Source organism: Arthrobacter oryzae, from assembly GCF_031454875.1.
GTDB lineage: Bacteria > Actinomycetota > Actinomycetes > Actinomycetales > Micrococcaceae > Arthrobacter > Arthrobacter oryzae_D.
The window spans coordinates 191,466-215,586 of the sequence record NZ_JAVDRQ010000001.1 but is presented as its reverse complement, the minus strand read 5'-3'; the positions used below and the strand labels follow the sequence as shown (position 1 = coordinate 215,586).

The window sequence follows — 24,121 nt, the reverse complement described above, 5'->3', positions numbered from 1 at the left end:
CCCGGCGGTAGGGTGGGGAAATGCGACGCATGCTGAGGAGGGGCCCGGGCCTGGTGGCAGGGATGGACCGGATGCTACTGAAGGCCGTCTCCGGCCTTCCCGGCGGAAACCATGACGTTCTTTTCCGGCGGCTCTCGGCGTCTGCCAACCACGGAAAGCTATGGTTCGCGGTTGCCGGAGGCCTTGCCCTCATCCCCGGCAAAACGCGGCGGGCGGCACTGCACGGGCTGATTGCCCAGGGAGTGGCGTCGGCGGTCACCAACGTGGTGTTCAAGACGCTCCTTCCGCGCGCCCGGCCGCTACCCGAGCATCTTCCCGTGTTCAGGTTCGTCAACCCGCAGCCCACCAGTTCCTCGATGCCGTCCGGACATTCTGCGTCTGCCGCGGCCTTCGCCGTTGGCGTCGGGCTGGTTCGGCCTGCCATCGGCGCAGCCTTGGCGCCCCTCGCCGCCGGCGTCGCCTATTCCCGTGTGCATACCGGCGCCCACTGGCCCTCGGACGTGCTGTTCGGCTCGGCCATAGGCGCCGGTGCTGCCATGATTACGCGGAAATGGTGGCCCGTCCGGCCGCCTTTCCCGGAGACCAGCCGCACCATCGAGGAAGCCGCCAAACTGCCCGGCGGGAAGGGCCTCAGCATCGCTGTCAACACCCTGGGCGGGTCGTATGCGCCGGAAACCATGAAGGCGCTTCAGGATGTATTCCCATTTGCGCATATACAAGAGGTCGGCAATGACGGAGCGATCGCCGCGGAAATCGAGGCGATCGCCGCCCGGCCCGGGGTCACGGCGCTCGGTGTGTGGGGCGGGGACGGAACCGTCGGGACGGCCGCCGCCGTCGCCGTCGAACTTTCGCTGCCTTTGCTGGTCCTTCCCGGCGGGACCCTGAACCACTTTGCCCGCGACGCAGGAACATCCTCGCTGGAGGCTGCCGTGGAAGCGGCCTCGAACGGGGCGGCAGCCCGCGCCGATGTGGGCCATGTGCGGGTGGAGCGGGGCCTTGCTGGAAGTCCCGAAAAGCTGGAACGAATCATGCTCAACACGGCCAGCATCGGCCTGTACCCTAATCTGGTCCGCCGGCGGGAACAGCTTCAGCCGGCCCTCGGCAAACCGCTTGCGGGGGTCGCGGCCATGTTTCGGACCTTCGCTGCCGGCACGCCGACCACCATGATTGTGAACGGCGTCCGCCACAAGCTCTGGATCCTCTACGTGGGCCGGGGCCGCTACTATCCCCGCGACCATGCTCCGCTGATACGGCCGGTGATGGACGACGGCGTCCTGGACCTGCGGATGATCACTGCCGATGAGTCGTTTGCGCGGGTTCGGCTGCTGTGGTCGGTGCTGACGGGCACTGTGGCCACGTCCCGGATCACACACCTGAGCGAATCAACGTCGGTGACCGTGGAGGCCGCGGCTGCGCCGATGGCCCTGGCCGTTGACGGCGAAGCCATGCCCGGCGTGCGCCGCGTCGAATTCTCCGTGCTGCCCGGGGCGCTGACGTACTACTCGCCCCAGCAGTAGCCCGCTTGGACGGTGCACGGGTCATCCCTTGGGACTACCCTGAATCCACCCTGAATCATCCCTGAGACCGGCGAAATCGGACGCTTGCGTCTGTAGCGTGGGTGGTACGAACGGATCTGCGGCGAGCAGAAGCCGTCACCGCATCCACAGCTACGCAAAGGAACGCTTCCATGATTGAAGCAAAAGGCCTGTCCAAGGTCTACGGCGACAAAACTGCCGTCGGCGGAGTAAATTTCACGGTCCAGGCAGGCCAGGTCACAGGCTTCCTGGGCCCCAACGGAGCCGGCAAATCCACCACCATGAGAATGATCATGGGACTGGACACGCCGACGTCGGGCTCGGTCACCGTTAACGGCGTCCCCTTCGCGAAGCATGCGGCCCCGTTGCGCGAAATCGGTGCCCTGCTGGACGCCAAGGCGGTCCACACCGGCCGTTCGGCCCATAACCACCTCCTGGCCATGGCCGCCACGCACAGCATTCCCAAGAAGCGTGTCGCTGAGGTCATCGAAATGACCGGCCTGGCCGATGTCGCCAAGAAAAAGGTCAAGGGTTTTTCGCTCGGCATGGGCCAGCGGCTGGGAATTGCTGCGGCGCTGCTGGGGGACCCGCAGACCATCATCCTGGATGAGCCGGTCAACGGGCTCGATCCGGAGGGTGTGGTGTGGGTCCGCAACCTGGTGAAGTACCTGGCCTCCGAAGGGCGGACAGTCTTCCTGTCCAGCCACCTGATGAGCGAAATGGCCATGACGGCGGACCACCTGATTGTGATCGGCCGCGGAAAGATCATTGCCGATGCCCCCATCCAGGACATCATCACCGGCAAGGGCGCGAGCCGCACCCGCGTCCGCACTGACCAGCCCGAACAGCTGATGCGCCTCCTCGCAAGTACGGGGGTTTCCGTGGAGGCCCAGGACCACGAACTGCTGGAGGTCAAGGGGCTGGATCCGCGGCAAATCGCACGCGCCGCCCTGGACAACCACGTCATGATCTACGAACTCACGCCGCTCCAGGCCAGTCTCGAAGAGGCCTACATGGAGCTGACCAAGGACGAGGTCGAATACCACTCGCTGATCACCACGGGAGCCCCCGTTCCCGCCCAGACCGGAGGCAACTAAGCCATGAGCTCAACCACTTTGGAACCCAACCCTTCAGGCCGCCGGGCGCAGGCCGACAGCCAGCCCCAGGCCGGCGGCACCGCGGGCCAGTCCGCCCGCTCCGCCGGCGGTCCGGCTTCCCCGGGACCCGGTCCGAATTTCCTCCGCGTGCTTAACTCGGAATTCATCAAGTTCCGCACGCTGCTGTCAACGCTGATCCTGCTCGGATCCACCATGCTGGTCATGGTGGGCTTCGGGGCCCTGGCGGCCTGGTCGACGGGCCAGTTCCGCGAGCAGATGGCCTCCGACCCGGAAGCCGCCGCCCAGATGGCCGCCCAGGGCGGGGACATGGCGGTGAGTGCGCCCACCTCCGGTATCGCGTTCGCCCAGCTGATCCTCGGATCCCTCGGCGTGCTGCTCATGAGTTCCGAGTTCACCACCGGAATGGCGCGTTCCACCTTCGCGGCTGTGCCCAAGCGGATCCCCGCCTTCCTGGCGAAGTTCGTTGTGGTGGTTGTCGTATCGTTCGTCCTGACAGGCATTTCCACCCTGCTGGCCGGCCTGCTGTCCGTGCCGATCCTGGCCAACTACGACCTCAACCTGGACCTGGCCAGCTCCCAGTCCGTCAAGCTCCTGGTGGTGAACAGCCTCTACGTGGCCGCCGTGGCTTCCATCGGCATGTCCCTCGGCAGCATCATTCGGAACTCCGCGGGCGGAATCATGAGCCTGGTTGGCCTCTTCTTCGTGGCACCGATTGCCTTCCAGCTGATTCCCGGCGAGTTCTTCGAGGAGGCCCGGAAATACCTGCCCGGCAACACCGTGACGCCCCTGACGGCGGTAAACCACGTGGACGGGAACCTCGAAGTATGGCAGGCCGCCCTGGTGCTCGGCGCATGGGTGGTGGTTCCTGCAGTGCTTGCCATGATCCTGCTGAAGAAGCGCGACGTATGAGCAGGTGCTGCAGCGGAAGGGCCGTCTAGGCTCAACGCATGCATGAAGAACCGATGGCAAAGGACGCATCAGCCCTGACTCAGGTTGATGCGTCCTTTGCCGAACTCGCCGACCGGCGCCGCGGCCGGCTCCGCCGGTACCTCCACAGGCACCCCCGGGTCATGGACGCGGTGGTGGTGCTCTGCTACGTCCTCCTCGTCACGCCCACAACGGTGGACACCGTCATCGACGGCCGGTGGGCCGCGACGGCGCTCCTTGCCGCCGTTGCCGTGGCGCTCTGTTTCCGGCGGTCCTATCCGGTTGCCGTGGTGGCAGCCGTGGCCGTGCTGGAAGTGGGCATCACTTTTCTCCACCCCTGGGGCTCCAATGTTTCCGCGGGCCTGTGGTTTGCCCTCTACGCCCTTGCAGTCCAGCGGTCCCGCAGGTTCTCCATCACGGCGCTGGCATTGGCCAACGCCCCGCTGTCCCTGCTGTACTTCCTGGCCCTCGTGGGCCCGCTGGAACGTGCCCTTCCCAACGGCGGTCCCGCGGCACCGGAGAACTCGCAGCTGGTCTTTGGAATCGTTGCCGGCATCACCATCACGCTGTCCAACATCATCGCCACCGGCATCGGAATCTCAGTGCGGCAGCGCAGGGAGCACGAACAGGAAATTGCCGCCTGGGCGGCCCGGACGGCGGAGCTCGGGTCAGTCACTGAACGCAACCGGATCGCCAGGGAAATGCACGACGTCGTTGCGCACTCCCTGACGGTAATGGTCACCCTGTCAGACGGGGCGACGGTGGTGGTCAAAAAGAGCCCGGACCGCGCGGCGGTGGTGCTGGCCGAACTGTCACGTACCGGACGGACCGCCTTAGCCGACATGCGCCGCGTGCTGGGGGTCCTGCGGGACGAGTCGCCGGCCGGCCAGGCGCCGCGGCTGCCCTTGAGCGCCGGAAGCAGCCTGGCTAAGCTCCTGGAAGGATTCCGGACGGCGGGATTGCCGCTGCACTACTCGCACACCGGGCCGGCACTTCCCGACGATGCAGCCTTCCAGCTGACCGTGTACCGGATTGTTCAGGAGTCGCTAACCAACGTGCTCCGTTACGGCCGTTCGTTGAGCCGCGTGGACGTGAGCATGGTGCGCACTGACGGCACGGTCACAATTGAAGTGCTCGACGACGGCAGGGGCACTGTCGGACTGGCTGGAACGGGGGGAACGGGAATACTGGCCGGCGGAGCCAAACCGCTGGGCTCCGGCCAGGGCCTGACCGGAATGCGCGAGCGTGCGGGCATCTACGGCGGTACGGTGGAAGCCGGACGCCCGGCCAGCGGTGGTTGGCGTGTCAGGGCAGTATTGAATTGGAATGGGGACCAAGGAAAATCATGAATGGCAATGCACCGATCAGAGTCCTGCTGGTGGACGACCAGCCGCTGCTGAGGATGGGCTTCCGGCTGATCCTTGAGGGTGAAGACGACCTTCAGATCGTGGGGGAGGCGTCCGACGGTGCGGAAGCCATCCGGCAGGTCAGGGAAAAGAACCCGGACGTGGTGCTCATGGATGTCCGGATGCCGGTGTTGGATGGAATCGAGGCAACCCGGGCGGTGACCTCAACAGGATCCTGCGCGAAGGTGATCATCCTGACCACGTTCGACCTCGACGAATACGCCTTTGCCGGCCTTCAGGCGGGAGCCTCGGCGTTCCTGCTCAAGGATGTGGCCCCGGCCGACCTCGTGAGCGCCGTGCGCGTCGTGGCGAGTGGCGACGCCGTGGTGGCCCCGCGGGTCACCCGCCGGCTCCTGGAAGCCTACGTCCGCGGTGAGCACGCCTCGGTGGTGCCCGGGCAGCGAATGGGTGGGTCAGTGCCCGCGCCGGGAGCGGGCCGGGGCAGGCACGAGACTGGCGAGGATCAGCACAGGGACCCTTTGCTGGATGCCCTGACGCCGCGCGAAACGGAAATGCTGGAGGCCATGGCAGAGGGTTTGTCCAATGCCGAGATAGCGCACAGATTCTTCCTGTCCGAGGCGACCGTCAAGACCCACGTGCGCCGGATCCTTGCCAAACTGCACCTCCGCGACCGGGTGCAGGCGGTGGTTTACGCCTACGAGACGGGCCTCGTCATCCCGAGCAATCCGGACTACTAACTACTGAAAAGTAGATTTCGGGCACATTTCGATGTTGCCCCCAGGGCTACTTTTGTTGTCTATGCATGTTCACCATTGTGGGAAGCTCCTTTTCGGGGCTCACCAAAATGTTCGGGTGCACAAGAACCGGCCTCCGGCATCCGGTCTAGGGTGGGAAAGCAATGTGGCCTGACGCACGGGGATCCGTGCCTTCCCGGGCCCGCACCCTCAACAAAGGACGGCGCTTCCATGCACGCTGACCAACAGCTCTCCAAGTCCCTGAAACCCAGGCACCTTTCCATGATTGCCATTGCCGGCGTGATCGGCGCCGGCCTCTTCGTGGGCTCCGGTGCCGCCATCCAGCAGGCAGGCCCCGGCATCCTGCTCGCCTACATGGCCGCAGGAATCGTGGTGATCCTGGTGATGCGCATGCTCGGCGAAATGGCCGCAGCCAACCCCGAGACCGGATCATTCTCCACTTACGCGGACAAGGCGCTGGGACGGTGGGCCGGATTCAGCATTGGCTGGCTCTACGCATGGTTCTGGATCATTGTCCTGGGAATCGAAGCTACGGCGGGCGCAGCCATCATGCACCGTTGGGTTCCGGGAATCGACCAGTGGGTGTGGGCGCTTGTCCTCATGGTGCTCCTGACGCTGACGAACCTGGGCTCCGTAAAGTCCTACGGTGAGTTCGAGTTCTGGTTTGCCTCCATCAAGGTGGCAGCCATCGTCCTGTTCCTGCTGTTCGGCGTGGCAGCCATCCTGGGCCTGGTCCCCGGCGTTCCGGCACCCGGGCTGGACAACCTGGTCAACAACGGCGGATTCCTGCCCAACGGTCCAGGAGCGGTGCTGGCCGGCATCCTTGTAGTCGTCTTCTCCTTTTTCGGCGCTGAGATCGCCACCATCGCAGCCGGTGAATCCGAGAACCCCGTGGACGCCGTCAAGAAAGCAGTGAAGTCCACCGTCTGGCGCATCCTGGTGTTCTACATCGGATCCATTGCGATCGTGGTCACCCTGTTGCCATGGAACTCCGCCTCCGTCGCCAAGAGCCCCTACGTCGCAGTAATCGAGCTGTTCGGCATCCCGGGCGCCGGCACCATCATGGACATTGTGGTGCTGACGTCGGTGCTGTCCTGCCTAAATTCAGGTCTCTACACGGCCAGCCGCATGCTGTTCTCGCTCTCGCGCCGCGGCGATGCGCCCCGCGCCTGGACAAGGATTTCCAAGCGCGGCGTGCCCGCAGCTGCCGTACTGGCTTCAACCGTGGTGGGATTCGTTACGGTGGGCCTGAACTACATTGCTCCGGACACGGTGTTCCTCTTCCTGGTCAACACGTCAGGTGCCATCGCACTGTTCGTCTGGCTGGTCATCGCTTCCTCGCAGCTGATCCTCCGCCGCCGCATGGGTGCTGACGCCAAGGATCTTGCCCTCAAGATGTGGCTCTTCCCCTACCTGACCTGGGTGGCCATCGCCAGTATCGTGGCACTGATCATCGGCATGGTCATCCTGGAATCCACCCGCGAGTCGCTGTTCCTCTCGCTGGCACTGGCCGCCATTGTGGTGGGCATCGGCGTCTGGCGTTACCGCAAGGGCGGCGCCAGCCCCGCGGGGCAGGAAGAAAGCGGGCAGGAAGACAACGCGCCGGAAGAAGCCGGCGTAGGTGCCGGACCGGCGTCGTAATTCACGGGCTATAGCCCGGCATCAGCGGGCCTAACCGGCCCGAACCCGGAATCCGGCCGCCTTTAGTCCAGGTGGCCGGATTCCGGGCTTTCGGCTTCCTTTGCCTTGGCGGAACTGTGAACCCGGGTCCGAATGAAGCTGACGTCCTCCGCACTGAGCTGGATGGCACCGTGCTGATCGCGAACCACCGGCTCATCGGCAACCCTGGCCACTATCGTGGCGATCGTCCTCGGCAGAACCACGCAGCCGGGATTGTCCATGAACCAGCGGCGGGTCGCGGGATCAAGCCGGTGCCACTGTGACTTCAGTTCCATTGAGCGTGCCGTTCCATGGTTTTGCTGCCTCTTTCCCGGTCGCCCGGCTGGTTGGTGGAGCCGCTAATCGCGGCTGATGGGGAGCCGCTTCTCGGGCGCGTCAGTCAGGGGTGCTGCGGGAAGCGGCGTTTTGACTTCGAGCACGCCGCCCCTGAAGGACACCTGGATATCCGTGTCTGTGACGCCTTCCGGCAAGGGCAGGGTGCGGGTGAAGGGGCGGTAGCGCAGCGTGGAATGATGGCCATTCCCGTCGGACTCCTGGCGTCCGGCACGGATTTGCAGCACGCCTCCGGCCACGGACACCTCGATGTCGCGGTCCGGGTCCGCCCCAGGCATTTCGGCCCGGACCACGAGGGCCTCCCGGTCGACGAACTCCTCGACAGACACATCCTCGACGCGGACCTCCTCATACGTCCCGCCCGTCCCCTTCCGGGCCGACGTCCATCCGGTCGACTCGAACGGGGACCACTTCAACGCGCCGGACATAGCTCTCTCCTGTTTGTTCTGCTGACAGGGTCCAGGCGCAGGCGGCCAGACCCAAAGACCAGTAGATACCTATCCGGCTGGCGGGGGTAGGGACCAAAGTCCCCGGAAAAGCAGGCACTCGCGAAAAGGCGAAGGCCTCAGGGGCGGAACAGCCACAGCGGGCTCACAGGAAAGGCCTATACGCGCCATAGCCCTTCAGAGTTTTATGGGTCCATGACTACTTCACCGCAGCCTCCCCGCGAACCCCATCCCAACCACGACCGCGGCCTGGAATTCGACCTCTCGACGCTGATGAGCCGCCGGTCGCTGGGCATGTTTGCCGGCGCCGGCGCCGCCGCGGCGCTTGTTGCCTGCACGCCGGGCGGATCCACCTCCGGAGCGGCCAGTACGACGGCGGCCGCCACCAGCCCTGCGACCACGACGGCGACCCCCTCCACATCAGCGTCCGCCACGCCGTCAGCATCACCCACGCTAACCCGTGCCATTGCCGAATGCGGTGTGGAAATCCCTCAGGAAACGGCCGGACCCTTTCCGGGTGACGGTTCCAACGGGCCGAACGTCCTCGAGGCGTCCGGCGTGGTCCGGCAGGACATCACCGCCAGTTTCGGCACCTCCACCACCAAGGCTGAAGGCATCCCGCTGACGGTCACCCTGACGTTGCTGGACAATGCCAATGGCTGCACGCCCCTCGCCGGGGCCGCCGTCTATGCCTGGCACTGCGACCGCGACGGGAAGTACTCCATGTACGACGCAGGCCTGGAAAACGAAAACTTCCTCCGCGGCGTCCAGGAAGCGGACGCCAACGGCCAGGTCACCTTCACCACCATCTACCCCGGCGCCTATAACGGCAGGTGGCCGCACATCCACTTTGAAGTCTTTGAATCCATGGGCAATGCCACGGCGGCCGGCCAGGTGCTGGCGGTCTCCCAGATCGCGATGACCGCAGCCGCCTGCAACGAGGTCTACGCAACGGCCGGCTATGAGTCCAGCGCCCGCAACTTCCCCAACACCACCCTTACTTCCGACAACGTGTTCGGCGATGACGGCGGCATCCATCAGCTGGCGGCTATGACCGGTTCGGTGGCAGGCGGCTACACGGCGGGGCTCAACGTCACCGTGTAGGGTCACGGCCTGAGGCAGGACGCCGTCGTGTCCCCGCTAGACTCGGAGCCATGCCTTCCCACGCCACTGCCGCAGACCACATCCGGGACCTCGGCGCGTACGTCAGCGCGTCGCCGTCGAGCTTCCACGCAGTGCAGGAAGCCGCGAGGCGGCTGGACGAGGCGGGCTTCACCGGACTGGACGAGCTGGCGGCCTGGCCGGCCGGTAAGGGCAACGGCGCGGCAGGCCGGTTTTACGTGCTCCGCGACGGTGCGCTGATCGCGTGGGTGACACCGGGGAGTGCGGGGCCCGCCACCGGGTTCAACGTCCTGGGGGCACACACCGATTCTCCGTCGTTCAAGCTCAAGCCCAAGCCCACCACGGGGAAGTTCGGCTGGCTCCAGGCCGGCGTCGAGGTCTACGGGGGTCCGCTGCTCAATTCCTGGCTGGACCGTGAGCTGCAGCTCGCGGGGCGGCTGGTGATGCTCGATGGAACCCAGCACCTCACTGCCACCGGGCCGCTGCTTCGCTTTCCGCAGCTCGCCATCCACCTCGACCGGGCGGTCAACGAAGGACTCGCGCTGGACAAGCAGCAGCACATGAATCCAGTTTTCGGGCTGGGCGATCCGGCAGGAGAGGACCTCCTGGCTCTGCTGGCCGAGCGGGCCAGCGCAGCAGCTCCCGGTTCAGCGCCGGTGGATCCCGAACAGATTGGCGGGTACGACGTCGTCATTGCAGACACGCAGCCCGCTGCGGTTTTCGGGGCCAGGAGTGAGTTCTTCGCTTCCGGCCGGCTGGACAACCTCTCAGCCACGCACGCCGGGCTCGCGGCGCTGATCGCCCACGGGGAATCCGAGGCGGAGGAGGAAGGCGGGCCGATTGCCGTCCTCGCGGCCTTCGACCATGAGGAGATCGGCTCCAACTCCCGTTCGGGCGCCTGCGGCCCGCTGCTGGAGGACGTCCTGGTGCGAATTTCGGATGGCCTGGGTGCGTCGGTGAGCCAGCGGCGGCAGGCCCTGGCGGCGTCGTTCTGCGTGTCCGCCGACGCGGGCCATGCGGTGCATCCGAATTACGCCGAGCGCCACGATCCCGTCAACCGGCCGGTCCTCAACGGCGGACCGTTGCTCAAGATCAACGCGAACCAGCGCTATGCGACCGACGCCCCCGGAGCGGCCTTCTGGGCGCGGCTGTGCGGTGAGGCCGGCATTCCGTACCAGGAGTTCGTCTCCAACAACGTGATGCCGTGCGGATCCACCATCGGCCCGCTCACAGCGACCCGGCTGGGCATCAGGACTGTCGACGTGGGCGTGCCGCTGCTGTCCATGCACTCCGCACGGGAACTCTGCGGCGTCGAGGACCCGTTCCGGCTGGCCCGGGTGACCGAGCTGTTCTTCCGGACTGCGGCCTAGTCAGGCGAGTCCGATCACCAGGTTGATGGTGGTGGCCAGGATGACGGTGCCGAACAGGTAGGAAAGCAGGCTGTGCTTGAGGGCCTCCGCCCTGATGAGATGGTTCTGCAGATTGGTGTCGGACACCTGGTATGTCATGCCCAGGCTCGTGGCGAGGTAGGCAAAATCCGTGTACTGCGGCGGCCGCTCCTGGTTGAAGTCGATGCCGCCCACCTCGCGTCCCCCGCGTTTCCCGGTGCTGTAGTAGAGCTCGGCATAGCGCAGGGTAAAAAGTGTCTGCACCAGGATCCATGACAGCGCCACGCACAGCAGGGCCAGTATCCCTCCGCTCAGCTGCGAGCCGCCGTCTGCCCGGTGCGAATCCACCACAACTGCGGCGACCGCGGCCAGGCTGGCGACGTTGGCCACCAGGATCAGCAGGTCGGTGGTCCTGCGGGAAGGGTCCTCGGACGTCGCATGGGCGCGGGTTCCGGCGGGATCCAGGCTGCCCACCACGAGCCACACCCAGCCGACATAGACCAGCGCGGCGCTGCACCATCCGACGGCCGGCGCCTCCACCCAGTGCCCGGAGAGCCCGGTAGCAGCCGCGGCGCCCAGCCCCGCGGCAACCATGGCGAAGAACCGCAGCCGGCTTCGTTTGACCCTGGCGGGCGGAGGGCTCGTGTCCATGTGTCGTTACTCTAGCCAAACAAGGAGGGTGCGAGCGTGTGCGCCCTCTTTTCCACATAGCGTCCGCGGGCGTTTCCGCCCTGCAGGAGCCCAGGACTAGCCTGAAAGAGTCCCGAATCGCCGAAACCGGCCCAAATGCACTAAGATATTGAAGTCTGTGCTGCGTCCTGCCTCCGTTTTGGAGACCGGCTCCGCACGGCATCGCAAATGAACCTCCTGTTACGGAAATGCCGTAACCGCTTAGCCCAAAGGAGGTGGGTTCACATATGCGTCCTTACGAATTGATGGTAATCATCGACCCCGAGGTCGAAGAGCGTACCGTTGAGCCAACGCTTCAGAAGTTCCTGAACGTCATCACCAACGATGGTGGAACCATCGAAAAGGTTGACATCTGGGGCCGTCGTCGCCTGGCTTACGAAATCAAGAAGAAGTCTGAAGGTATCTACGCGGTGGTGAACTTCACCGCCAAGCCGGACACCGCCAAGGAACTTGACCGCCAGCTGAGTCTCAACGAGACCATCATGCGCACCAAGATCACCCGCCCCGAAGAGCAGAAGGTCGTTGCTGAGTAATTTCAGCTCCCGGCACTCAATCTTTACCCCGCAGGAACGAACAAGGAGGCAGTAGATGGCAGGCGAAACCACTATTACGGTCATCGGTAATCTCACCAATGACCCCGAACTGAGGTTCACACCGTCAGGTTCGGCAGTAGCGAATTTCACCATCGCTTCTACGCCCCGCACCTTCGATCGCCAGTCCAATGAGTGGAAGGACGGGGAAACCCTGTTCCTCCGCGCATCGGTCTGGCGTGAAGCAGCCGAGAACGTCGCAGAATCCCTCACCAAGGGCATGCGGGTTATCGTTTCCGGCCGTTTGAAGAGCCGTTCCTACGAAACCAAAGAAGGCGAAAAGCGCACCGTTATCGAGCTCGAAGTCGATGAAATCGGCCCGAGCCTGCGCTATGCCAATGCCAAGGTCAACCGCACCCAGCGCTCCGGCGGTCAGGGTGGCCAGGGTGGCTTCGGCGGCGGCAACAGCGGCGGTGGATTCGGTGGCGGCCAGGGTGCAAACCAGGGCGGCAACACCGGAGGAACCTGGGGCGGCAACCAGCCCGCAGCGCAGGAAGACCCCTGGGCAACGCCCGGAGTCAGTAATGCGGGCGGCGGCTGGGGCAACGGCCCGGATTCCGAACCTCCCTTCTAACCAATAATTCAGGTCCGTCGCCGGAACCCGCCGGGATGCCTCATGGCTCCCGGATGTGTGCCGCCGCCGAACCACCACCATCCCGTGGATCAATATCCACGGGCTCCATAGAATAGGAGCTCCACGATGGCTAAGGCTGAACTCCGTAAGCCCAAACCAAAGTCCAACCCCTTGAAGGCCGCTGACATCACCGTCATCGACTACAAGGACGTAGCATTGCTGCGCAAGTTCATCTCCGACCGCGGAAAGATCCGCGCCCGTCGCGTCACTGGCGTCACGGTGCAGGAACAGCGCAAGATCGCCCAGGCAATCAAGAACGCCCGCGAAGTTGCTCTGCTGCCTTACTCCGGCGCTGGCCGCGGCTAAGGAAGGGATTAACTAAAATGGCAAAGCTCATTCTGACCCACGAAGTAACCGGTCTCGGTGCTGCTGGCGACGTTGTCGAGGTCAAGGACGGTTACGCACGTAACTTCCTGCTGCCCCGCGGTTTCGCTCTGACCTGGTCCAAGGGTGGCGAGAAGCAGGTTGAGTCCATCAAGGCTGCCCGCGTTGCCCGCGAGCACGCTTCCCTGGAAGACGCTCAGAAGCAGGCTGCTGCACTCTCCGCCAAGCCGGTCAAGCTCGTTGTCAAGGCTGGCGAGACCGGACGCCTGTTCGGCACCGTCAAGCAGGGCGACGTGGCCGACGCTGTTGAGGCTGCTGGCCTCGGCCGCATCGACAAGCGCAAGGTTGAACTGCCGGCACACATCAAGTCGGTTGGTTCCTACCAGGCCAACGTCCGTCTGCACGACGACGTTGCCGCTGTGATCGAACTCGACGTAGTCGCAGGCAAGTAGTCTCCGGCCCTTCGCCAGAGCACTACGCAGACCTGAACTGCTGAAGGCCTCCGCCTTCGGATTCCGTTTTGGAACCGAATGCGGGGGCCTTTGTCGTTAAATCCGGTCAGCTCTGAGGACTAGCCCTGGTGCATCACCGTTGTGGAGTGCCGGTGGCCCGCCCGGATGAGTTCAGCCAGCACCGCCTCGTCCACGTCCTCCAGCTTGGTGACGTACAGGCAGCCGGCGCCCACCTTGTGTTTGCCCAGCTTCGGCAGCAGGTACGCAGCCTCGGGGGCGTAGGTGAGGCCATAAAGCGAAAGGCTCCCCTTCCGCGGGGAGAACCCAACGGCCACGGTGTCCCCCTCGCGGCCGCTCTCGTACCTGTAGTGGTAGCTGCCGAAGCCCACGATGCTGGGACCCCACATTACGGGCGCCTCGCCGGTATTTTCCTTCATAAGGGCCAGAAGCCTCAGACCATCGCGCCGGCGCGTGGGGTTCTCGACGCCGTCCAGGAAGTCCTGTACGGACGCCTCGGTTGCCTGGGTCTTGTTTTCAGCCATGACGGCAGTCTGGCAGACGCCGCCCGGCTTGTCAGCAGGCCCGCGCGAAGGTATTACGCTGCTGCGGAATAAACAGCAGGACGGCCCGGTTTAGCAGGTAGATGCAAACGCATGTACTCTGGATTTTACCGTTGACCTTCAGGAGAAAACCGTGGAAACCCGCCGCATAACCGTCCTTTCCGCAGGCCTTGGCGTGCCGTCTTCGAGCAGGCTTCTGGCTGATCAGCTGGCGGTCGCTGCGGAGCGCCGGCTGTCTGCAGCCGGCTATGCCGTGACTGTGGACGTTGTGGAACTCCGTGACATCGCTGTGGACATCGCCAACAACTTCGTGACGGGCTATGCGGCCCCGCGCCTCGCTGAGGTCATTGCCGGAGTGGAGGACTCGGATGGCGTCATCGCAGTCACCCCGGTCTTCAGTGCCTCCTACAGCGGCCTCTTCAAGTCGTTCGTCGACGTCCTTGACCCGAAGTCGCTGGATGGTAAGGCAGTCCTCCTCGGGGCAACCGGCGGCACCGACCGCCACCAGATGGTCCTGGATTACGCCATGCGGCCCCTCTTCAGCTACCTGCGGACCCGGGTTGCCGCCACGGCCGTTTTCGCCGGCCCCCAGGACTGGGGCAACACGGACGACGGCGGCTCGCCCCTTTCAGTGCGGATTGACCGGGCCGCGGACGAGTTCGCCGGGCTGATGACGGATTCCCGACCCCGGCGGAAGTCCGATGCCGCCGAGTCCCTGCCCTTCGAACAGCTCCTGGCCGGAATCTCGAACGGGCGGTAGGAACAAAGCCCCTGCCACCGGATGCCGAGGCTGCGCCGAACTTTTCCGGGGCGTTGCTCGTTGTGCCGGACATGAAATGTCCTGTGGATTCAGTAGACCTAATCATGAGTGAGCGCAGTGGAGTGGAGATCGATTACTGCCCTCAGTGCCGTGGCGTGTGGCTTGATCGCGGTGAGCTGGACAAGATCATCGACAGGGCGGCCGAGCTGATGGGCCCGGCCGCAGCCACCGTTGCACCGTCAGCCCCTCCCGTTCCCGGGCTCATTCCGCCGCCGCTGTATAGCAACCTGGACCCGCGCCGGGAGGACAGGCGCGGCGATGATCGCCGTTTTGACGAACGGAGGGACCGGCCCCGCTACGATCAGCCTCGGCACGACGACCGGCACTATGATGACCGCCGGCGGCCTAAGAAGAAGGAAGGCTGGCTCGGGGATCTCTTCGATTTCTGAAAAGTCGCCCTGATCGGGCGGCCGGCAGCGGGCGGATGGCCCGTGCCCGGTGGATCACAAGGAGCGACCGGGAGGGTTGTCCGGGAGGATGCTCAGTCGTCCAGCAGGGCGATGAACTCGCGGGCCTGCTTCATGGAGATATCCGAGTGCCGCGTAAGTGCTGTTGCCGCGCCCTCGGTGTCGCCGCTTCTGGCCAAGGTGCGGATCCGCCCGTAGATTTCGTCATTTAGCATATTGCTGCTGACCTCGCGGGTAACGTCGCCCTTGCTGGCTATGGCGCGGTAGCGGTAGGGGAAGCGCTCGGGGGCGTCGTCGTCGTCATTCTCCGGCGCCTCGGGGGTCACTGGGCCGAAGGGCTGCGGGTGGGCCGCCAGGGCGCCGACGGCGTCGCGCGAGGCCCGCAGGCCGTCTCCTGAGGCTTCGTAGTAGAGCTTGATGGCTGCCATGGCCTGCCCCTGGGCAATCAGGGCGTACAAGCGCCGGTGCTGGTCCTCGGTGAGTTTTGCCGCCGCTGCCCGGGCCAGTTCCACGGGGTCCCCAGGCGGTGTGCTGCCGCTAGTCCTGCTGCTGCCCGGCTTGGAGCCGCCACCCGCCTTGGTGCCCGCGGTACGGCGCTTCATGGCTCGTGCCACCAGGAGGACACCCGCTCCCACGAGGAGCAGGATCAGGACGGGGATCACTAGCGATTCCATTACTACAGCCGATCTACGTAATTCTTGGCGGTCAAAAGATCTGAATGCGTTGCCTGCCGCAGCATCTTGATGGCTTGGAGCTTCTGGCCGCTGCGGGCCATGGACTGCAGCTGCAGGGCAAACTGCGGGTTCAGCTGGCCGCCGGGGAGGACTGGGCCCTGGTAGCCATGCATCCCCACAGCCGGACTGGAGCCGGCTTCGGCGCGCAGGGCCGCCCGGGCATGGTCGGCCTGCTGCGACTGCTGTTGCTCGTTCTGGCTTGGCCGGGTGGAGGCATCAACCCGTGCCCGTGCGGCCGTGGCTGCCCGCACCTGGGCGGCGTAGTGGGCCTGTGACCGGAGTGCCAGCTCCATCTGGTAACGCTCGGCATCGGAGATGCCGGTATCCCGTGGTTTTAGTGCTGTTGTAACCGCCCAGATCACTGCCACCAGGATGACGGCAGGCAGTATAACTATCACGACATCGCCCATGGTTAGAGCTTATGCCAGTTCTCTGTTATCCACAGCATATTCTGAAGCGCGCATACAGTCTGGCAGTGCAGCCGTCAATTCGGGGCGACCACCGTGACGTGAATCACAAGCGGAGTATATTCTCCGTCACTCCGCCGCCTGCTACTGACCGGTATCCCCAATTTCAACCTGCAAGCTGTGGATGAATGTTCCGAAAAAGAATCTTTAATCCACAAGCCATTTCGAACGTTTCCGCAGGTCAGCGCAATGTTGCAGCCCAAAGTTTTTTTGTTTCCACAGGTTGCCACACAGGCTGTGCACAAGCAGGGGGCCTTAATCCACAACTTATCCACAGGTGTGCATGTATGTGGGCTTGGTGGCCTGCGGAAGGGGTACTAACGTAGCGGGATACCTGTTTTAGGGTGCCAACACTGTTTCCGGGAAGTCCGGGCAGCCACGTTTCAGGGTTCCGAATGCAGACTCGGGCATCCAATTGTGGATAACTTTCGCAAACTGGGGATAACCGGATTAGCGGCCGAAAAGAACGGACGTCGGCGCCTGCCGGCGCCGGAAAGACTGTCAGTGCCTCCTGGTACTACTGGTCCTGCTGCGCAGCGGGGATTTCCGCTGCGCAGGGCAGCCCAAAGGCAGATAGCTACAGCACCGCCGGCAGTGAGTAAGCCGCCGCGGTACACAATGGAGGACGGCAGCTTTGTCAGTTACGCACCTGGACTCAATCGAGGGCACCCGGAGTTCCGAAGGCAGCCGAAAGCCGCCCCAGGACATCCCCGCTGAACAATCAGTTCTCGGCGGCATGATGCTGTCCAAGGATGCCATCGCTGACGTCGTTGAGATCCTGCGGGGCCAGGACTTCTACCGCCCCGCCCACGAAACAATCTACGAGGCCGTGATTGACCTCTACGGCCGCGGCGAACCTGCCGATGCAGTGACCGTGTCCGACGAACTGACCAAGCGCGGAGAGATCAACAGGATCGGCGGGCCCGCCTATCTGCACGAGCTCATCCAGACCGTACCCACCGCCGCCAACGCCGGGTACTATGCGGAGATCGTTGCTGAGCGTGCCGTCCTCCGCCGGCTGGTCAACGCCGGCACCAAGATCGTCCAGCTGGGCTACGGCTCGGACGGTGAAGTGGAAGACCTCGTCAACCAGGCCCAGGCCGAGGTGTACGCCGTTGCCGAGCGGCGCACCGCCGAGGACTATGTGGTCCTCAAGGACGTCATGGAATCCACGGTGGACGAGATCGAAGCGTCCGGCCACCGCGGCGAAGGTATGGTGGGCGTCCCTACAGGCTTCTACGAGCTGGATGAGCTCACCCACGGCCTGCACCCGGGGCAGATGATCGTCATTGCCGCCCGTCCGGCCGTCGGTAAGTCCACTTTTGCGCTGGACTTTGCCCGGTCAGCTGCCATTAAGAACAACCTCGCCACGGTGATGTTCTCCCTGGAAATGGGCCGGAACGAAATCGCCATGCGCCTCCTGTCGGCGGAGGCCACCATCGGCCTGCAGGACCTGCGCAAGGGTACCATCAAGGACGAGCAGTGGTCCAAAATCGCCACTACCATGGGCCGGATGAACGACGCTCCGCTCTTCATTGACGACAGCCCGAACATGTCGCTCATGGAAATCCGGGCCAAATGCCGCCGTCTGAAGCAGCAGCATGACCTCAAGCTCGTCATCCTGGACTACCTGCAGCTCATGAGCTCAGGCAAGAAGGTCGAATCCCGTCAGCAGGAAGTCTCGGAGTTCTCGCGCGCCCTGAAACTGCTGGCCAAAGAGCTTCAGGTGCCCGTAATTGCCCTCTCGCAGCTGAACCGTGGCTCCGAACAGCGGCAGGACAAACGGCCCATGGTTTCGGACCTTCGTGAATCAGGTTCCATCGAGCAGGACGCCGACATGGTGATCCTGCTCCACCGCGAGGACGTCTACGACAAGGAATCGCCGCGCGCCGGCGAGGCGGACATCCTCATCGCCAAGCACCGAAACGGACCCACCAAGGACATTGTGGTGGCGTTCCAGGGGCACTACTCGCGGTTTGCCAACATGGCAGCCGACGCCGGAGGCGGCGGCTTCTAGCCTGCCGGACTACGTCATCTGCTGCGGCGCGGCCGTGTCCCGCGCCGTGGCTGCGCCCAGTGCCGCGCCGCCGGACAGCAGGTGGTTGGGCAGCCGGTTTCCAGGTGCCCTGCCCCTGATCTCCAGCAGCTCCCGGGCATGGGCGTGCAGGCGTTTGTCCTCCTCGGAGACCGGCACCCAAGGCGGAATCGGCACCGAGTTCCCGGCAGCGTCGCGGGCCACCATGACGGTCAGGCAGTAAGTGGTGAGGTTCATCTCCCGGCCCTTGGGGTCGCCGGAACGGACCTGCACGGCAATGTGCATCCCTTTGGTGCCCGTGTACACCAGGCGCGCTTCCACCTCCACCACGTGCCCGATCAGTAGGGGACGGTAGAAGCGGACACCGCCGGAAAACACAGCTACCGTGTCCTTTCCGCAGTACCGCGAGGCGCACACGTAGGCGGCCTCGTCGATCCATTTCATGACGATGCCGCCGTGCACCTTGCCGCCCCAGTTCACGTCCGTGGGAGCGGCCATGAACCGGAGCACGACGCGTTCGGCGGTTCCGGCGTCAGTGTATTCCTGCGCGTTCATTGCCTGAACGATGTCTTCGCGGACCTTGATCCGGGCCAGGGCGTGGTCACGCTGTTCGATTTCCTCCGCGGTGGAGGGTTCGAACGGTGTGACGGTTACCGGTTTCCCGTCCGGGCCCACGGCTACGAAAATAACCATGCACTGGCTGCGCATCGTGGCCGGTCCGCCTTTGGGGTCGCCGGAGGACACCACGGTGCGGATGTGCATGGAGGAGCGGCCGGTGTAGACGATCGTGGCGGTGACCTCCACCATGTCGCCGCTGTTGACCGGATCGGCAAAGTGGATGTTGCCTACGTAGGCGGTCACGCAATAGGACTTGGACCAGCCGACGGCGGCGGCGTAGGCAGCCTTGTCAACCCACTCGAGGACTGTTCCGGCGTCCACGGAACCGCTGTGGCCGACGTCGGTGGGGGCCGCAAGGAAGCGGAGGGTCACTGAATTGGCGGCAGTCTCGCTCATGCTGCGAGTTTACTGATCACCCGGCGTTCCGGCGGCCCGGAATGACACAAACGCCGCCCTGCCCGCCATATGCGGGCAGGGCGGCGTCCGTTGCCAGGGCAGCCGGGTGCCAGGATCGCCTAGCTGCCCCCGGTGTACACGACGTCCGGCTGCGACGGCATCTCCATACCCTCACCGATGAAGAAGCTCGGATGCGGTGGCTGGTTGTAGGAGATATTCTCACGCGCCACCGCGAGGCGGTACACGGGATCGTGCATCAGGGTCCGCAGGCGGACCTCGGTGGAGGCCGTGGTGGTGTAGATCCGCAGCTCCGTGCTGTCCGACGACGGCCACGCGATCTCCTCGCGCCAGTCACCGAGGAGGTCAGCCTGGATGGCCGGCGTGCCCTTGGTGCCGTTGTTGGACCTGGCGCCCGCGGCTGTCAGCAGCCTGTCGCTGATTTCGGTGTTCCAGTTCCACTTGCTGATGGTGGGCACCCCGCTGTATGTGGCGTCGTCGAAATCATGGTCAACAATTTCGCGCAACAGGTCGCCGTCCCACCATGCCAGGAAATTGGCGGCCGGGATCTTCTCCGCGATCAGCTCGCCCTGAGCTGACATCAGCTGGCCCACAGGCGAGTTCCAGGCGGCGGTACCGCCGATGGCCCAGCCCTCCGCGCCCGCGTACCGGGGATCAATGTCCGAGGCCGCCCCGCGACCGGTGTCCTTCGCCGCCGGAATGCTCCACAGCACTTCGCCGGTGCGGGAATCGCGGAACGTCGCGCCACGGTTTCCGCTGGATCCCATGTCCTCGTGCACGGCGAAGGTTTCCAGTCCCGGCCTCGACGGGTCGAGGTCGCTGGTGTGGATCGCGTCGCCGTGGCCCAGGCCGGTGGTGTAGAGCGGCTGGCCGTTGTCATCGATGGTCATGGAACCGAAGACGAACTCGTCCTTGCCGTCAGCATCAACGTCCGCCACGGAAAGGTTGTGGTTGCCCTGCCCGCGGTACTGCGCACCGGACACGTCCGAGTCGAAGATCCAGCGTTTGACGATCTTGCCTGCCACGAGGTCGTACGTTGCGAGCACCGCACGGGTGTAATAGCCGCGGCTGAACATCATGGACGGGTGTTCGCCGTCCAGATAAGCCACCGCTCCGAGGAATCGGTCCACGCGGTTGCCGTAGCCGTCACCCCAGGCCGCAACGTCGCCGCGGGGCGGATCATATTTGACGGTGTCCATGATGGTGCCGGTGGCGCCGTGGAAGACCGTGAGGAACTCGTCGCCGGTGAGGACGTAGCCGCTGCTGGTCCGGTGGTCGGCGTTCGGGTTGCCGATCACCGTCCCGGCCGCGTCCCGGGTGCCGTCAGCCGTCTTCATGGCGATTTCCGCCTTGCCGTCGCCGTCGAAGTCGTAGGCGAGAAGCTGGGTGTAGTGAGCGCCCGCACGGATGTTCGGGCCCATGTTGATTCGCCAGAGTTTGGTGCCGTCCATCCTGTAGGCGTCAACGTACACGGTGCCGGTGTAGCCGGCCTGCGAGTTGTCCTTGGAGTTGGACGGGGACCACATCTGGATGACTTCGTACGTTCCGTCACCGTCGACGTCGGCCACGCTCGCGTCACCGGCGGAATAGCTGTAAGGCTGCCCGTCCTTGGTGTAGTCGTCCGCGGGCTTGTCCAGCCTGATGGCCAGGTAGTTCCGGGACATGGGCGCGAACTCGGCCGTCAGCTGGTCCCCGCCGGCGCCTACGGCCTTGATCACGTACCTGGAGGAGGCGGTTCCGCCGGCGTCCAGGTAGGACGTGCTGTTCCTGATCGGGTCCGCGGTGAGCTGGACGCCGTCGCGGATGACATGGAAGCCGATCTGTTCAGGATCCAGGCCCAGCATGCGCCAGCCCACACGCACGCCTTCGCCGGTGAGCAGTGCCACGGGGGCGCGGTCCAGCTTCTCCACTTGCCGGTTCACCACAGTGACCCTGTCCGTCCCGATCACAGGTGACGGTGCGGATTCCCCGCCTTTGTTGATGGCGGATACGCGGTAGTAATACCTAATGGTCGTCAGCACCGTTGTGTCCGTGAAAGTGACCTCAGTGGCGCGGCCGGCGTACGCGAAGGTGCCGTTTGCCGACGTCGAACGGTACACATGGTAGGCGGCCGCGCCGCCGACCTTCTGCCACTTCAGGCTGACGCTGCTCTTCTCAATCGCCTTGACGTCCACTTTGGCAGGGGCTGCGGGAACGGCAGTTCCCGGGTCCGTCAACGAGACGTCCACAGTGTTGGACGGCACCGACTCGAGGCCGGTGTTGTCCACTGCAGTGACGTGGTACTTGTAGGGGAGCCCTGCGAAGGCGGTGGTGTCCTTATATGTGGGTTCGGTGACGTTTTCGGCCACAAGCTGCGGCTGTGCCTCGAAATTCGCCTGCCGGAACACCTTGTAACCGGCGGCGTCGGCAATGGCATCCCAAGCAAGTTCCACCACCGCCGGGTCGGCTGCTGCATCCACAGCTGTGGTTCGGAGGTTGGTGGGACCAACCAGCAGCGGGGTGACTTCCAGTCCGTTGAGGCGCTGGCCGGAGCCGCTGATGGTGACGTTGAGCTGGCCGTCGGTCACGAGGACCTGGTTGACGATCTTCTCCGCGGACGAGGCCTTGCCGGACGAAACCTGGCCGTAGCCCTTGCCTTCCACTGCCACGTCCGTGCGGGTGGAGCCGATCCAGTCGCTGTGATAGGTCTTTAGTGCGTAGGTTCCGTTGGGCACATCCAGCTGGAACTCGAAGCTGGAGCCGCTGAGTACGAAGTCCCGGAGCAGGTTGGTGGTGACGGCGCCGCGGTCCCGGTCGCTGAGGACCGAGAGGTCCTTGAAGCCGAAGCCGCGCTCCTTGTTGTAGGCCAGGGTGCGGTTGACCTCGGTGTAGCCGGCCTCAACGGGGGCGCCCACGGGACCGAAATCGAATTTGTATTTGGCTTCCTTGGTGGTCAGTGCCAGTGCGTCGCTGGGCTCGGAGAGGCCCTTGCCGTTCATTGCGGCGACCCGGACGCTGTAGGCGGCGCCCTCAGCCAGGCCCGTGAGGTTTGCCGTGGGGACGGTTGCCGTTGTGGCCAGCGTGTAGGCGCTCTCCGGTTCAGACACCGGCTTCCGGTACACCTTGTAGATATCCGCGCCCTCGGTGGGCTGCCACTTGAGTAGCGCACCGGCGTTGGAGATGCTGCCGGCCACCAGGCCCTGCGGCTTTGCGGGAACCGCTGACGGCGGGACGATCTCCTTGGCGCGGGCAGCCAGCGGAATGTTGAGCTGCTTCACGCCACCCGCCAGCAGGCGTGCCATCTGGATGGCACCGTATTCCTGGAAATGCGTGTTGTCCACCGTTCCGGTGGGCCGGTTGGGGTAGACACCGGCATCCACGTGAAGGAAGACGGACTTTGTGTCTTCCGGGCCGATTTCGTCGAAGTATGCGCGGCTCAGCGCCGACAGATCCACCAGCGCCACGTTCTCTTCGGCGGCCAGTTCCTTCATCTTGTCCACGTACTCCGGGAAGCTGACGTTGAACTTTCCTGATGCCTCGTCGAAATCACGCCGTCCCACCGGCGTGACCAACACCGGCGTGGCCCCGCGCTGGCGGGTTCCGTTGACGTAGGTGCGCAGATACTCCTTGTAGTCGGCGGGGGAGGCGTACCGGTCGTCGACACCCACAGTGGCGTCGTTGTGGCCGAACTGCACCATCAGGTAGTCGCCCGGGTTGATAACGCGCAGGATTTCATCGAGCCGGCCCTGGATGATGAAGTTCTTCGAGCTGCGTCCGCCGATCGCGTGGTTGAAAAAGGACAACTTGTCCTCGAAATAGCGGTCGATCATCTGACCCCAGCCGGCCTGCGGTACGTAGCCGGGGTCGTAGGTCTGCACGGTGGAATCGCCGGCGAGGTAGACCGCTGGATCGGCGGTGGCGGTCCGCGGCGCGCGGGCTGCGATGACCAGGGAATTGATCTTGGCTGCGCTGCCGCTGAAATCGAGGTTGAGCTGCCCATCCACGAGCGAAATGGGAAATTCCATCTCGAGGTACTGGCCCGCGGGTTTGTCCGTGAGCTGCACCTTGGCCATCTTCTCAGCAGTAATCGCGATGTTGGTCGCCGTGGCGGCGTCGCCTGCAATGAGCTTGACGGTGTAGTCGCCGTTGGGGAGGTCCACCAGGAAGCTTCCGCCCTGGGCCTGGACGAAGTCGGACCGCAAAGGATCAGCGGTGCCGCGGTCCTCGCCCGAGGTCAGGGTGGTGTCCGTGAAGCCGAACTTCGATACGGCGGTGTACGCCTGCCCGGCGTTTACCTGCGTGTAGCCGTCTGCCGTGGCGCCGGGGCCGAAGTCGAAACGGAATCCCGAGCCGGCCGGCGGGAGCGGGGTTTCGGCATGGACGGCTGGGAGGCCGGTGAAGGCAACCGCCGCGGCAGCCACGGCGGCCGTGAGCGCCCTTGCGCCGGAACGGATACCGGAAGGTCCTGCCCCGGAGCTCAGGGCTCCGGCCGGCCCGGCTCCCGAAAGCCCAGCGCTGGAACGTCCGGCGCCGGAAAGGCCCCGGCGCACGGCGCTGCTGCTGTCTGCCGCGGATCTGCTGCCGGGTGGCGGGCCGGAGCTGCCATCCTGGGTGGTGCCTTCCTGAGGGTGATACTTCACGTACATCTCCTTTGATGACCTGTGGGATGCCAGCCACAGTGATGGTTTGTATCGATTCAATAACTGCGCCGTCGGGTGAGGTTGAA

At 64.6% G+C, this 24,121-nt stretch carries 22 protein-coding genes and 2 pseudogenes; 15 read left to right on the top strand and 9 right to left on the bottom strand.

Annotated features, from left to right (window positions below):
* Window positions 1-20 precede the first annotated feature (20 nt).
* The 6 genes from J2805_RS01010 to J2805_RS00985 all read left to right on the top strand — a co-directional run bounded on the left by J2805_RS01010 (window position 21) and on the right by J2805_RS00985 (window position 7,343).
* Window positions 21-1,517: a bifunctional phosphatase PAP2/diacylglycerol kinase family protein gene (locus J2805_RS01010; protein ID WP_309967815.1), complete on the top strand. Its 1,497-nt coding sequence runs from the start codon at window positions 21-23 to the stop codon at window positions 1,515-1,517.
* 170 nt (window positions 1,518-1,687) lie between these two features.
* On the top strand, window positions 1,688-2,632 hold the full coding sequence (locus J2805_RS01005; protein ID WP_309967813.1) for an ABC transporter ATP-binding protein: 945 nt from the start codon (window positions 1,688-1,690) through the stop codon (window positions 2,630-2,632).
* A gap of 3 nt (window positions 2,633-2,635) precedes the next feature.
* The gene (locus J2805_RS01000) at window positions 2,636-3,562 is read left to right on the top strand and encodes an ABC transporter permease (protein ID WP_309967810.1); all 927 of its coding nucleotides are present in this window, start codon (window positions 2,636-2,638) and stop codon (window positions 3,560-3,562) included.
* 38 nt (window positions 3,563-3,600) lie between these two features.
* The gene (locus J2805_RS00995) at window positions 3,601-4,929 is read left to right on the top strand and encodes a sensor histidine kinase (RefSeq protein ID WP_309967808.1); all 1,329 of its coding nucleotides are present in this window, start codon (window positions 3,601-3,603) and stop codon (window positions 4,927-4,929) included.
* The gene (locus tag J2805_RS00990; RefSeq protein WP_309967803.1) at window positions 4,926-5,684 is read left to right on the top strand and encodes a response regulator transcription factor; all 759 of its coding nucleotides are present in this window, start codon (window positions 4,926-4,928) and stop codon (window positions 5,682-5,684) included. Before J2805_RS00995 ends, J2805_RS00990 begins: the two co-directional genes overlap by 4 nt.
* A gap of 228 nt (window positions 5,685-5,912) precedes the next feature.
* Complete coding sequence (locus J2805_RS00985) at window positions 5,913-7,343, top strand: amino acid permease (RefSeq protein ID WP_309967800.1); 1,431 nt, start codon at window positions 5,913-5,915, stop codon at window positions 7,341-7,343.
* Window positions 7,344-7,405: 62 nt separating this feature from the next.
* Here J2805_RS00985 and J2805_RS00980 read toward each other — a convergent pair whose 3' ends face one another.
* Entirely contained in the window at window positions 7,406-7,657 is a 252-nt protein-coding gene (locus J2805_RS00980; RefSeq protein ID WP_309967797.1) for a hypothetical protein, read from the bottom strand.
* Between the two features lie 63 nt (window positions 7,658-7,720).
* On the bottom strand, window positions 7,721-8,143 hold the full coding sequence (locus tag J2805_RS00975) for an Hsp20/alpha crystallin family protein (protein WP_309967794.1): 423 nt from the start codon (window positions 8,141-8,143) through the stop codon (window positions 7,721-7,723).
* Window positions 8,144-8,356: 213 nt separating this feature from the next.
* Between J2805_RS00975 and J2805_RS00970 the strand changes: the two genes are divergently transcribed.
* Window positions 8,357-9,265 carry an intradiol ring-cleavage dioxygenase gene (locus J2805_RS00970; protein ID WP_309967792.1) on the top strand — a complete coding sequence of 303 codons (909 nt, stop codon included), beginning with the start codon at window positions 8,357-8,359 and terminating at the stop codon, window positions 9,263-9,265.
* Between the two features lie 50 nt (window positions 9,266-9,315).
* Complete coding sequence (locus tag J2805_RS00965; protein WP_309967789.1) at window positions 9,316-10,653, top strand: M18 family aminopeptidase; 1,338 nt, start codon at window positions 9,316-9,318, stop codon at window positions 10,651-10,653.
* On the opposite strand, the gene J2805_RS00960 is transcribed toward J2805_RS00965, so the two are convergent.
* Window positions 10,654-11,322: a DUF1345 domain-containing protein gene (locus J2805_RS00960; RefSeq protein WP_309967786.1), complete on the bottom strand. Its 669-nt coding sequence runs from the start codon at window positions 11,320-11,322 to the stop codon at window positions 10,654-10,656. It abuts the gene before it with no gap.
* Between the two features lie 266 nt (window positions 11,323-11,588).
* Here J2805_RS00960 and rpsF point away from each other — a divergent pair, with 266 nt between their 5' ends.
* The 4 genes from rpsF to rplI all read left to right on the top strand — a co-directional run bounded on the left by rpsF (window position 11,589) and on the right by rplI (window position 13,361).
* Window positions 11,589-11,894 (top strand): 30S ribosomal protein S6, encoded by a 306-nt coding sequence (rpsF, locus tag J2805_RS00955; RefSeq protein ID WP_055802737.1) that lies wholly within the window; start codon window positions 11,589-11,591, stop codon window positions 11,892-11,894.
* A gap of 55 nt (window positions 11,895-11,949) precedes the next feature.
* Window positions 11,950-12,525: a single-stranded DNA-binding protein gene (locus tag J2805_RS00950; RefSeq protein WP_018775330.1), complete on the top strand. Its 576-nt coding sequence runs from the start codon at window positions 11,950-11,952 to the stop codon at window positions 12,523-12,525.
* A 126-nt stretch (window positions 12,526-12,651) separates the two neighbouring features.
* Complete coding sequence (gene rpsR, locus J2805_RS00945) at window positions 12,652-12,891, top strand: 30S ribosomal protein S18 (RefSeq protein WP_003800144.1); 240 nt, start codon at window positions 12,652-12,654, stop codon at window positions 12,889-12,891.
* A gap of 17 nt (window positions 12,892-12,908) precedes the next feature.
* Window positions 12,909-13,361 (top strand): 50S ribosomal protein L9, encoded by a 453-nt coding sequence (gene rplI, locus J2805_RS00940; RefSeq protein WP_011693939.1) that lies wholly within the window; start codon window positions 12,909-12,911, stop codon window positions 13,359-13,361.
* A 119-nt stretch (window positions 13,362-13,480) separates the two neighbouring features.
* Here rplI and J2805_RS00935 read toward each other — a convergent pair whose 3' ends face one another.
* The gene (locus J2805_RS00935) at window positions 13,481-13,903 is read right to left on the bottom strand and encodes a DUF1801 domain-containing protein (protein ID WP_309967780.1); all 423 of its coding nucleotides are present in this window, start codon (window positions 13,901-13,903) and stop codon (window positions 13,481-13,483) included.
* A gap of 151 nt (window positions 13,904-14,054) precedes the next feature.
* On the opposite strand from J2805_RS00935, the gene J2805_RS00930 reads away from it, so the two are divergent.
* Together J2805_RS00930 and J2805_RS00925 are read left to right on the top strand one after the other, a co-directional pair.
* Window positions 14,055-14,681 (top strand): FMN reductase, encoded by a 627-nt coding sequence (locus J2805_RS00930; protein WP_309967777.1) that lies wholly within the window; start codon window positions 14,055-14,057, stop codon window positions 14,679-14,681.
* Between the two features lie 71 nt (window positions 14,682-14,752).
* Window positions 14,753-15,130 (top strand): TFIIB-type zinc ribbon-containing protein, encoded by a 378-nt coding sequence (locus tag J2805_RS00925; RefSeq protein ID WP_309967774.1) that lies wholly within the window; start codon window positions 14,753-14,755, stop codon window positions 15,128-15,130.
* A 92-nt stretch (window positions 15,131-15,222) separates the two neighbouring features.
* Here J2805_RS00925 and J2805_RS00920 read toward each other — a convergent pair whose 3' ends face one another.
* Together J2805_RS00920 and J2805_RS00915 are read right to left on the bottom strand one after the other, a co-directional pair.
* The gene (locus J2805_RS00920; protein ID WP_309967771.1) at window positions 15,223-15,822 is read right to left on the bottom strand and encodes a hypothetical protein; all 600 of its coding nucleotides are present in this window, start codon (window positions 15,820-15,822) and stop codon (window positions 15,223-15,225) included.
* A 2-nt stretch (window positions 15,823-15,824) separates the two neighbouring features.
* Window positions 15,825-16,292 (bottom strand): hypothetical protein, encoded by a 468-nt coding sequence (locus tag J2805_RS00915; protein WP_309967768.1) that lies wholly within the window; start codon window positions 16,290-16,292, stop codon window positions 15,825-15,827.
* Window positions 16,293-16,983: 691 nt separating this feature from the next.
* Here J2805_RS00915 and dnaB point away from each other — a divergent pair.
* Window positions 16,984-18,366: a replicative DNA helicase gene (gene dnaB, locus J2805_RS00910; protein WP_043479700.1), complete on the top strand. Its 1,383-nt coding sequence runs from the start codon at window positions 16,984-16,986 to the stop codon at window positions 18,364-18,366.
* A gap of 9 nt (window positions 18,367-18,375) precedes the next feature.
* On the opposite strand, the gene J2805_RS00905 is transcribed toward dnaB, so the two are convergent.
* The 3 genes and pseudogenes from J2805_RS00905 to J2805_RS24045 all read right to left on the bottom strand — a co-directional run.
* A complete protein-coding gene (locus J2805_RS00905) occupies window positions 18,376-19,398 on the bottom strand; it encodes an acyl-CoA thioesterase (RefSeq protein ID WP_309967762.1) in 1,023 nt (340 codons plus the stop codon).
* Between the two features lie 119 nt (window positions 19,399-19,517).
* Window positions 19,518-21,335: pseudogene (locus tag J2805_RS24050) on the bottom strand (rhamnogalacturonan lyase); the annotation flags it as partial.
* Between the two features lie 627 nt (window positions 21,336-21,962).
* Window positions 21,963-24,041: pseudogene (locus J2805_RS24045) on the bottom strand (GDSL-type esterase/lipase family protein); the annotation flags it as partial.
* Between the last annotated feature and the right edge of the window lie 80 nt (window positions 24,042-24,121).

Bases quoted from the DNA above. Each gene is read 5' to 3' on its own strand.
- J2805_RS01010 (WP_309967815.1), top strand. From the start codon at position 21: ATGCGACGCATGCTGAGGAGGGGCCCGGGCCTGGTGGCAGGGATGGAC.
- J2805_RS01005 (WP_309967813.1), top strand. From the start codon at position 1,688: ATGATTGAAGCAAAAGGCCTGTCCAAGGTCTACGGCGACAAAACTGCC.
- J2805_RS01000 (WP_309967810.1), top strand. From the start codon at position 2,636: ATGAGCTCAACCACTTTGGAACCCAACCCTTCAGGCCGCCGGGCGCAG.
- J2805_RS00995 (WP_309967808.1), top strand. From the start codon at position 3,601: ATGCATGAAGAACCGATGGCAAAGGACGCATCAGCCCTGACTCAGGTT.
- J2805_RS00990 (WP_309967803.1), top strand. From the start codon at position 4,926: ATGAATGGCAATGCACCGATCAGAGTCCTGCTGGTGGACGACCAGCCG.
- J2805_RS00985 (WP_309967800.1), top strand. From the start codon at position 5,913: ATGCACGCTGACCAACAGCTCTCCAAGTCCCTGAAACCCAGGCACCTT.
- J2805_RS00980 (WP_309967797.1), bottom strand. From the start codon at position 7,657: ATGGAACTGAAGTCACAGTGGCACCGGCTTGATCCCGCGACCCGCCGC.
- J2805_RS00975 (WP_309967794.1), bottom strand. From the start codon at position 8,143: ATGTCCGGCGCGTTGAAGTGGTCCCCGTTCGAGTCGACCGGATGGACG.
- J2805_RS00970 (WP_309967792.1), top strand. From the start codon at position 8,357: ATGACTACTTCACCGCAGCCTCCCCGCGAACCCCATCCCAACCACGAC.
- J2805_RS00965 (WP_309967789.1), top strand. From the start codon at position 9,316: ATGCCTTCCCACGCCACTGCCGCAGACCACATCCGGGACCTCGGCGCG.
- J2805_RS00960 (WP_309967786.1), bottom strand. From the start codon at position 11,322: ATGGACACGAGCCCTCCGCCCGCCAGGGTCAAACGAAGCCGGCTGCGG.
- rpsF (WP_055802737.1), top strand. From the start codon at position 11,589: ATGCGTCCTTACGAATTGATGGTAATCATCGACCCCGAGGTCGAAGAG.
- J2805_RS00950 (WP_018775330.1), top strand. From the start codon at position 11,950: ATGGCAGGCGAAACCACTATTACGGTCATCGGTAATCTCACCAATGAC.
- rpsR (WP_003800144.1), top strand. From the start codon at position 12,652: ATGGCTAAGGCTGAACTCCGTAAGCCCAAACCAAAGTCCAACCCCTTG.
- rplI (WP_011693939.1), top strand. From the start codon at position 12,909: ATGGCAAAGCTCATTCTGACCCACGAAGTAACCGGTCTCGGTGCTGCT.
- J2805_RS00935 (WP_309967780.1), bottom strand. From the start codon at position 13,903: ATGGCTGAAAACAAGACCCAGGCAACCGAGGCGTCCGTACAGGACTTC.
- J2805_RS00925 (WP_309967774.1), top strand. From the start codon at position 14,753: ATGAAATGTCCTGTGGATTCAGTAGACCTAATCATGAGTGAGCGCAGT.
- J2805_RS00920 (WP_309967771.1), bottom strand. From the start codon at position 15,822: ATGGAATCGCTAGTGATCCCCGTCCTGATCCTGCTCCTCGTGGGAGCG.
- J2805_RS00915 (WP_309967768.1), bottom strand. From the start codon at position 16,292: ATGGGCGATGTCGTGATAGTTATACTGCCTGCCGTCATCCTGGTGGCA.
- J2805_RS00905 (WP_309967762.1), bottom strand. From the start codon at position 19,398: ATGAGCGAGACTGCCGCCAATTCAGTGACCCTCCGCTTCCTTGCGGCC.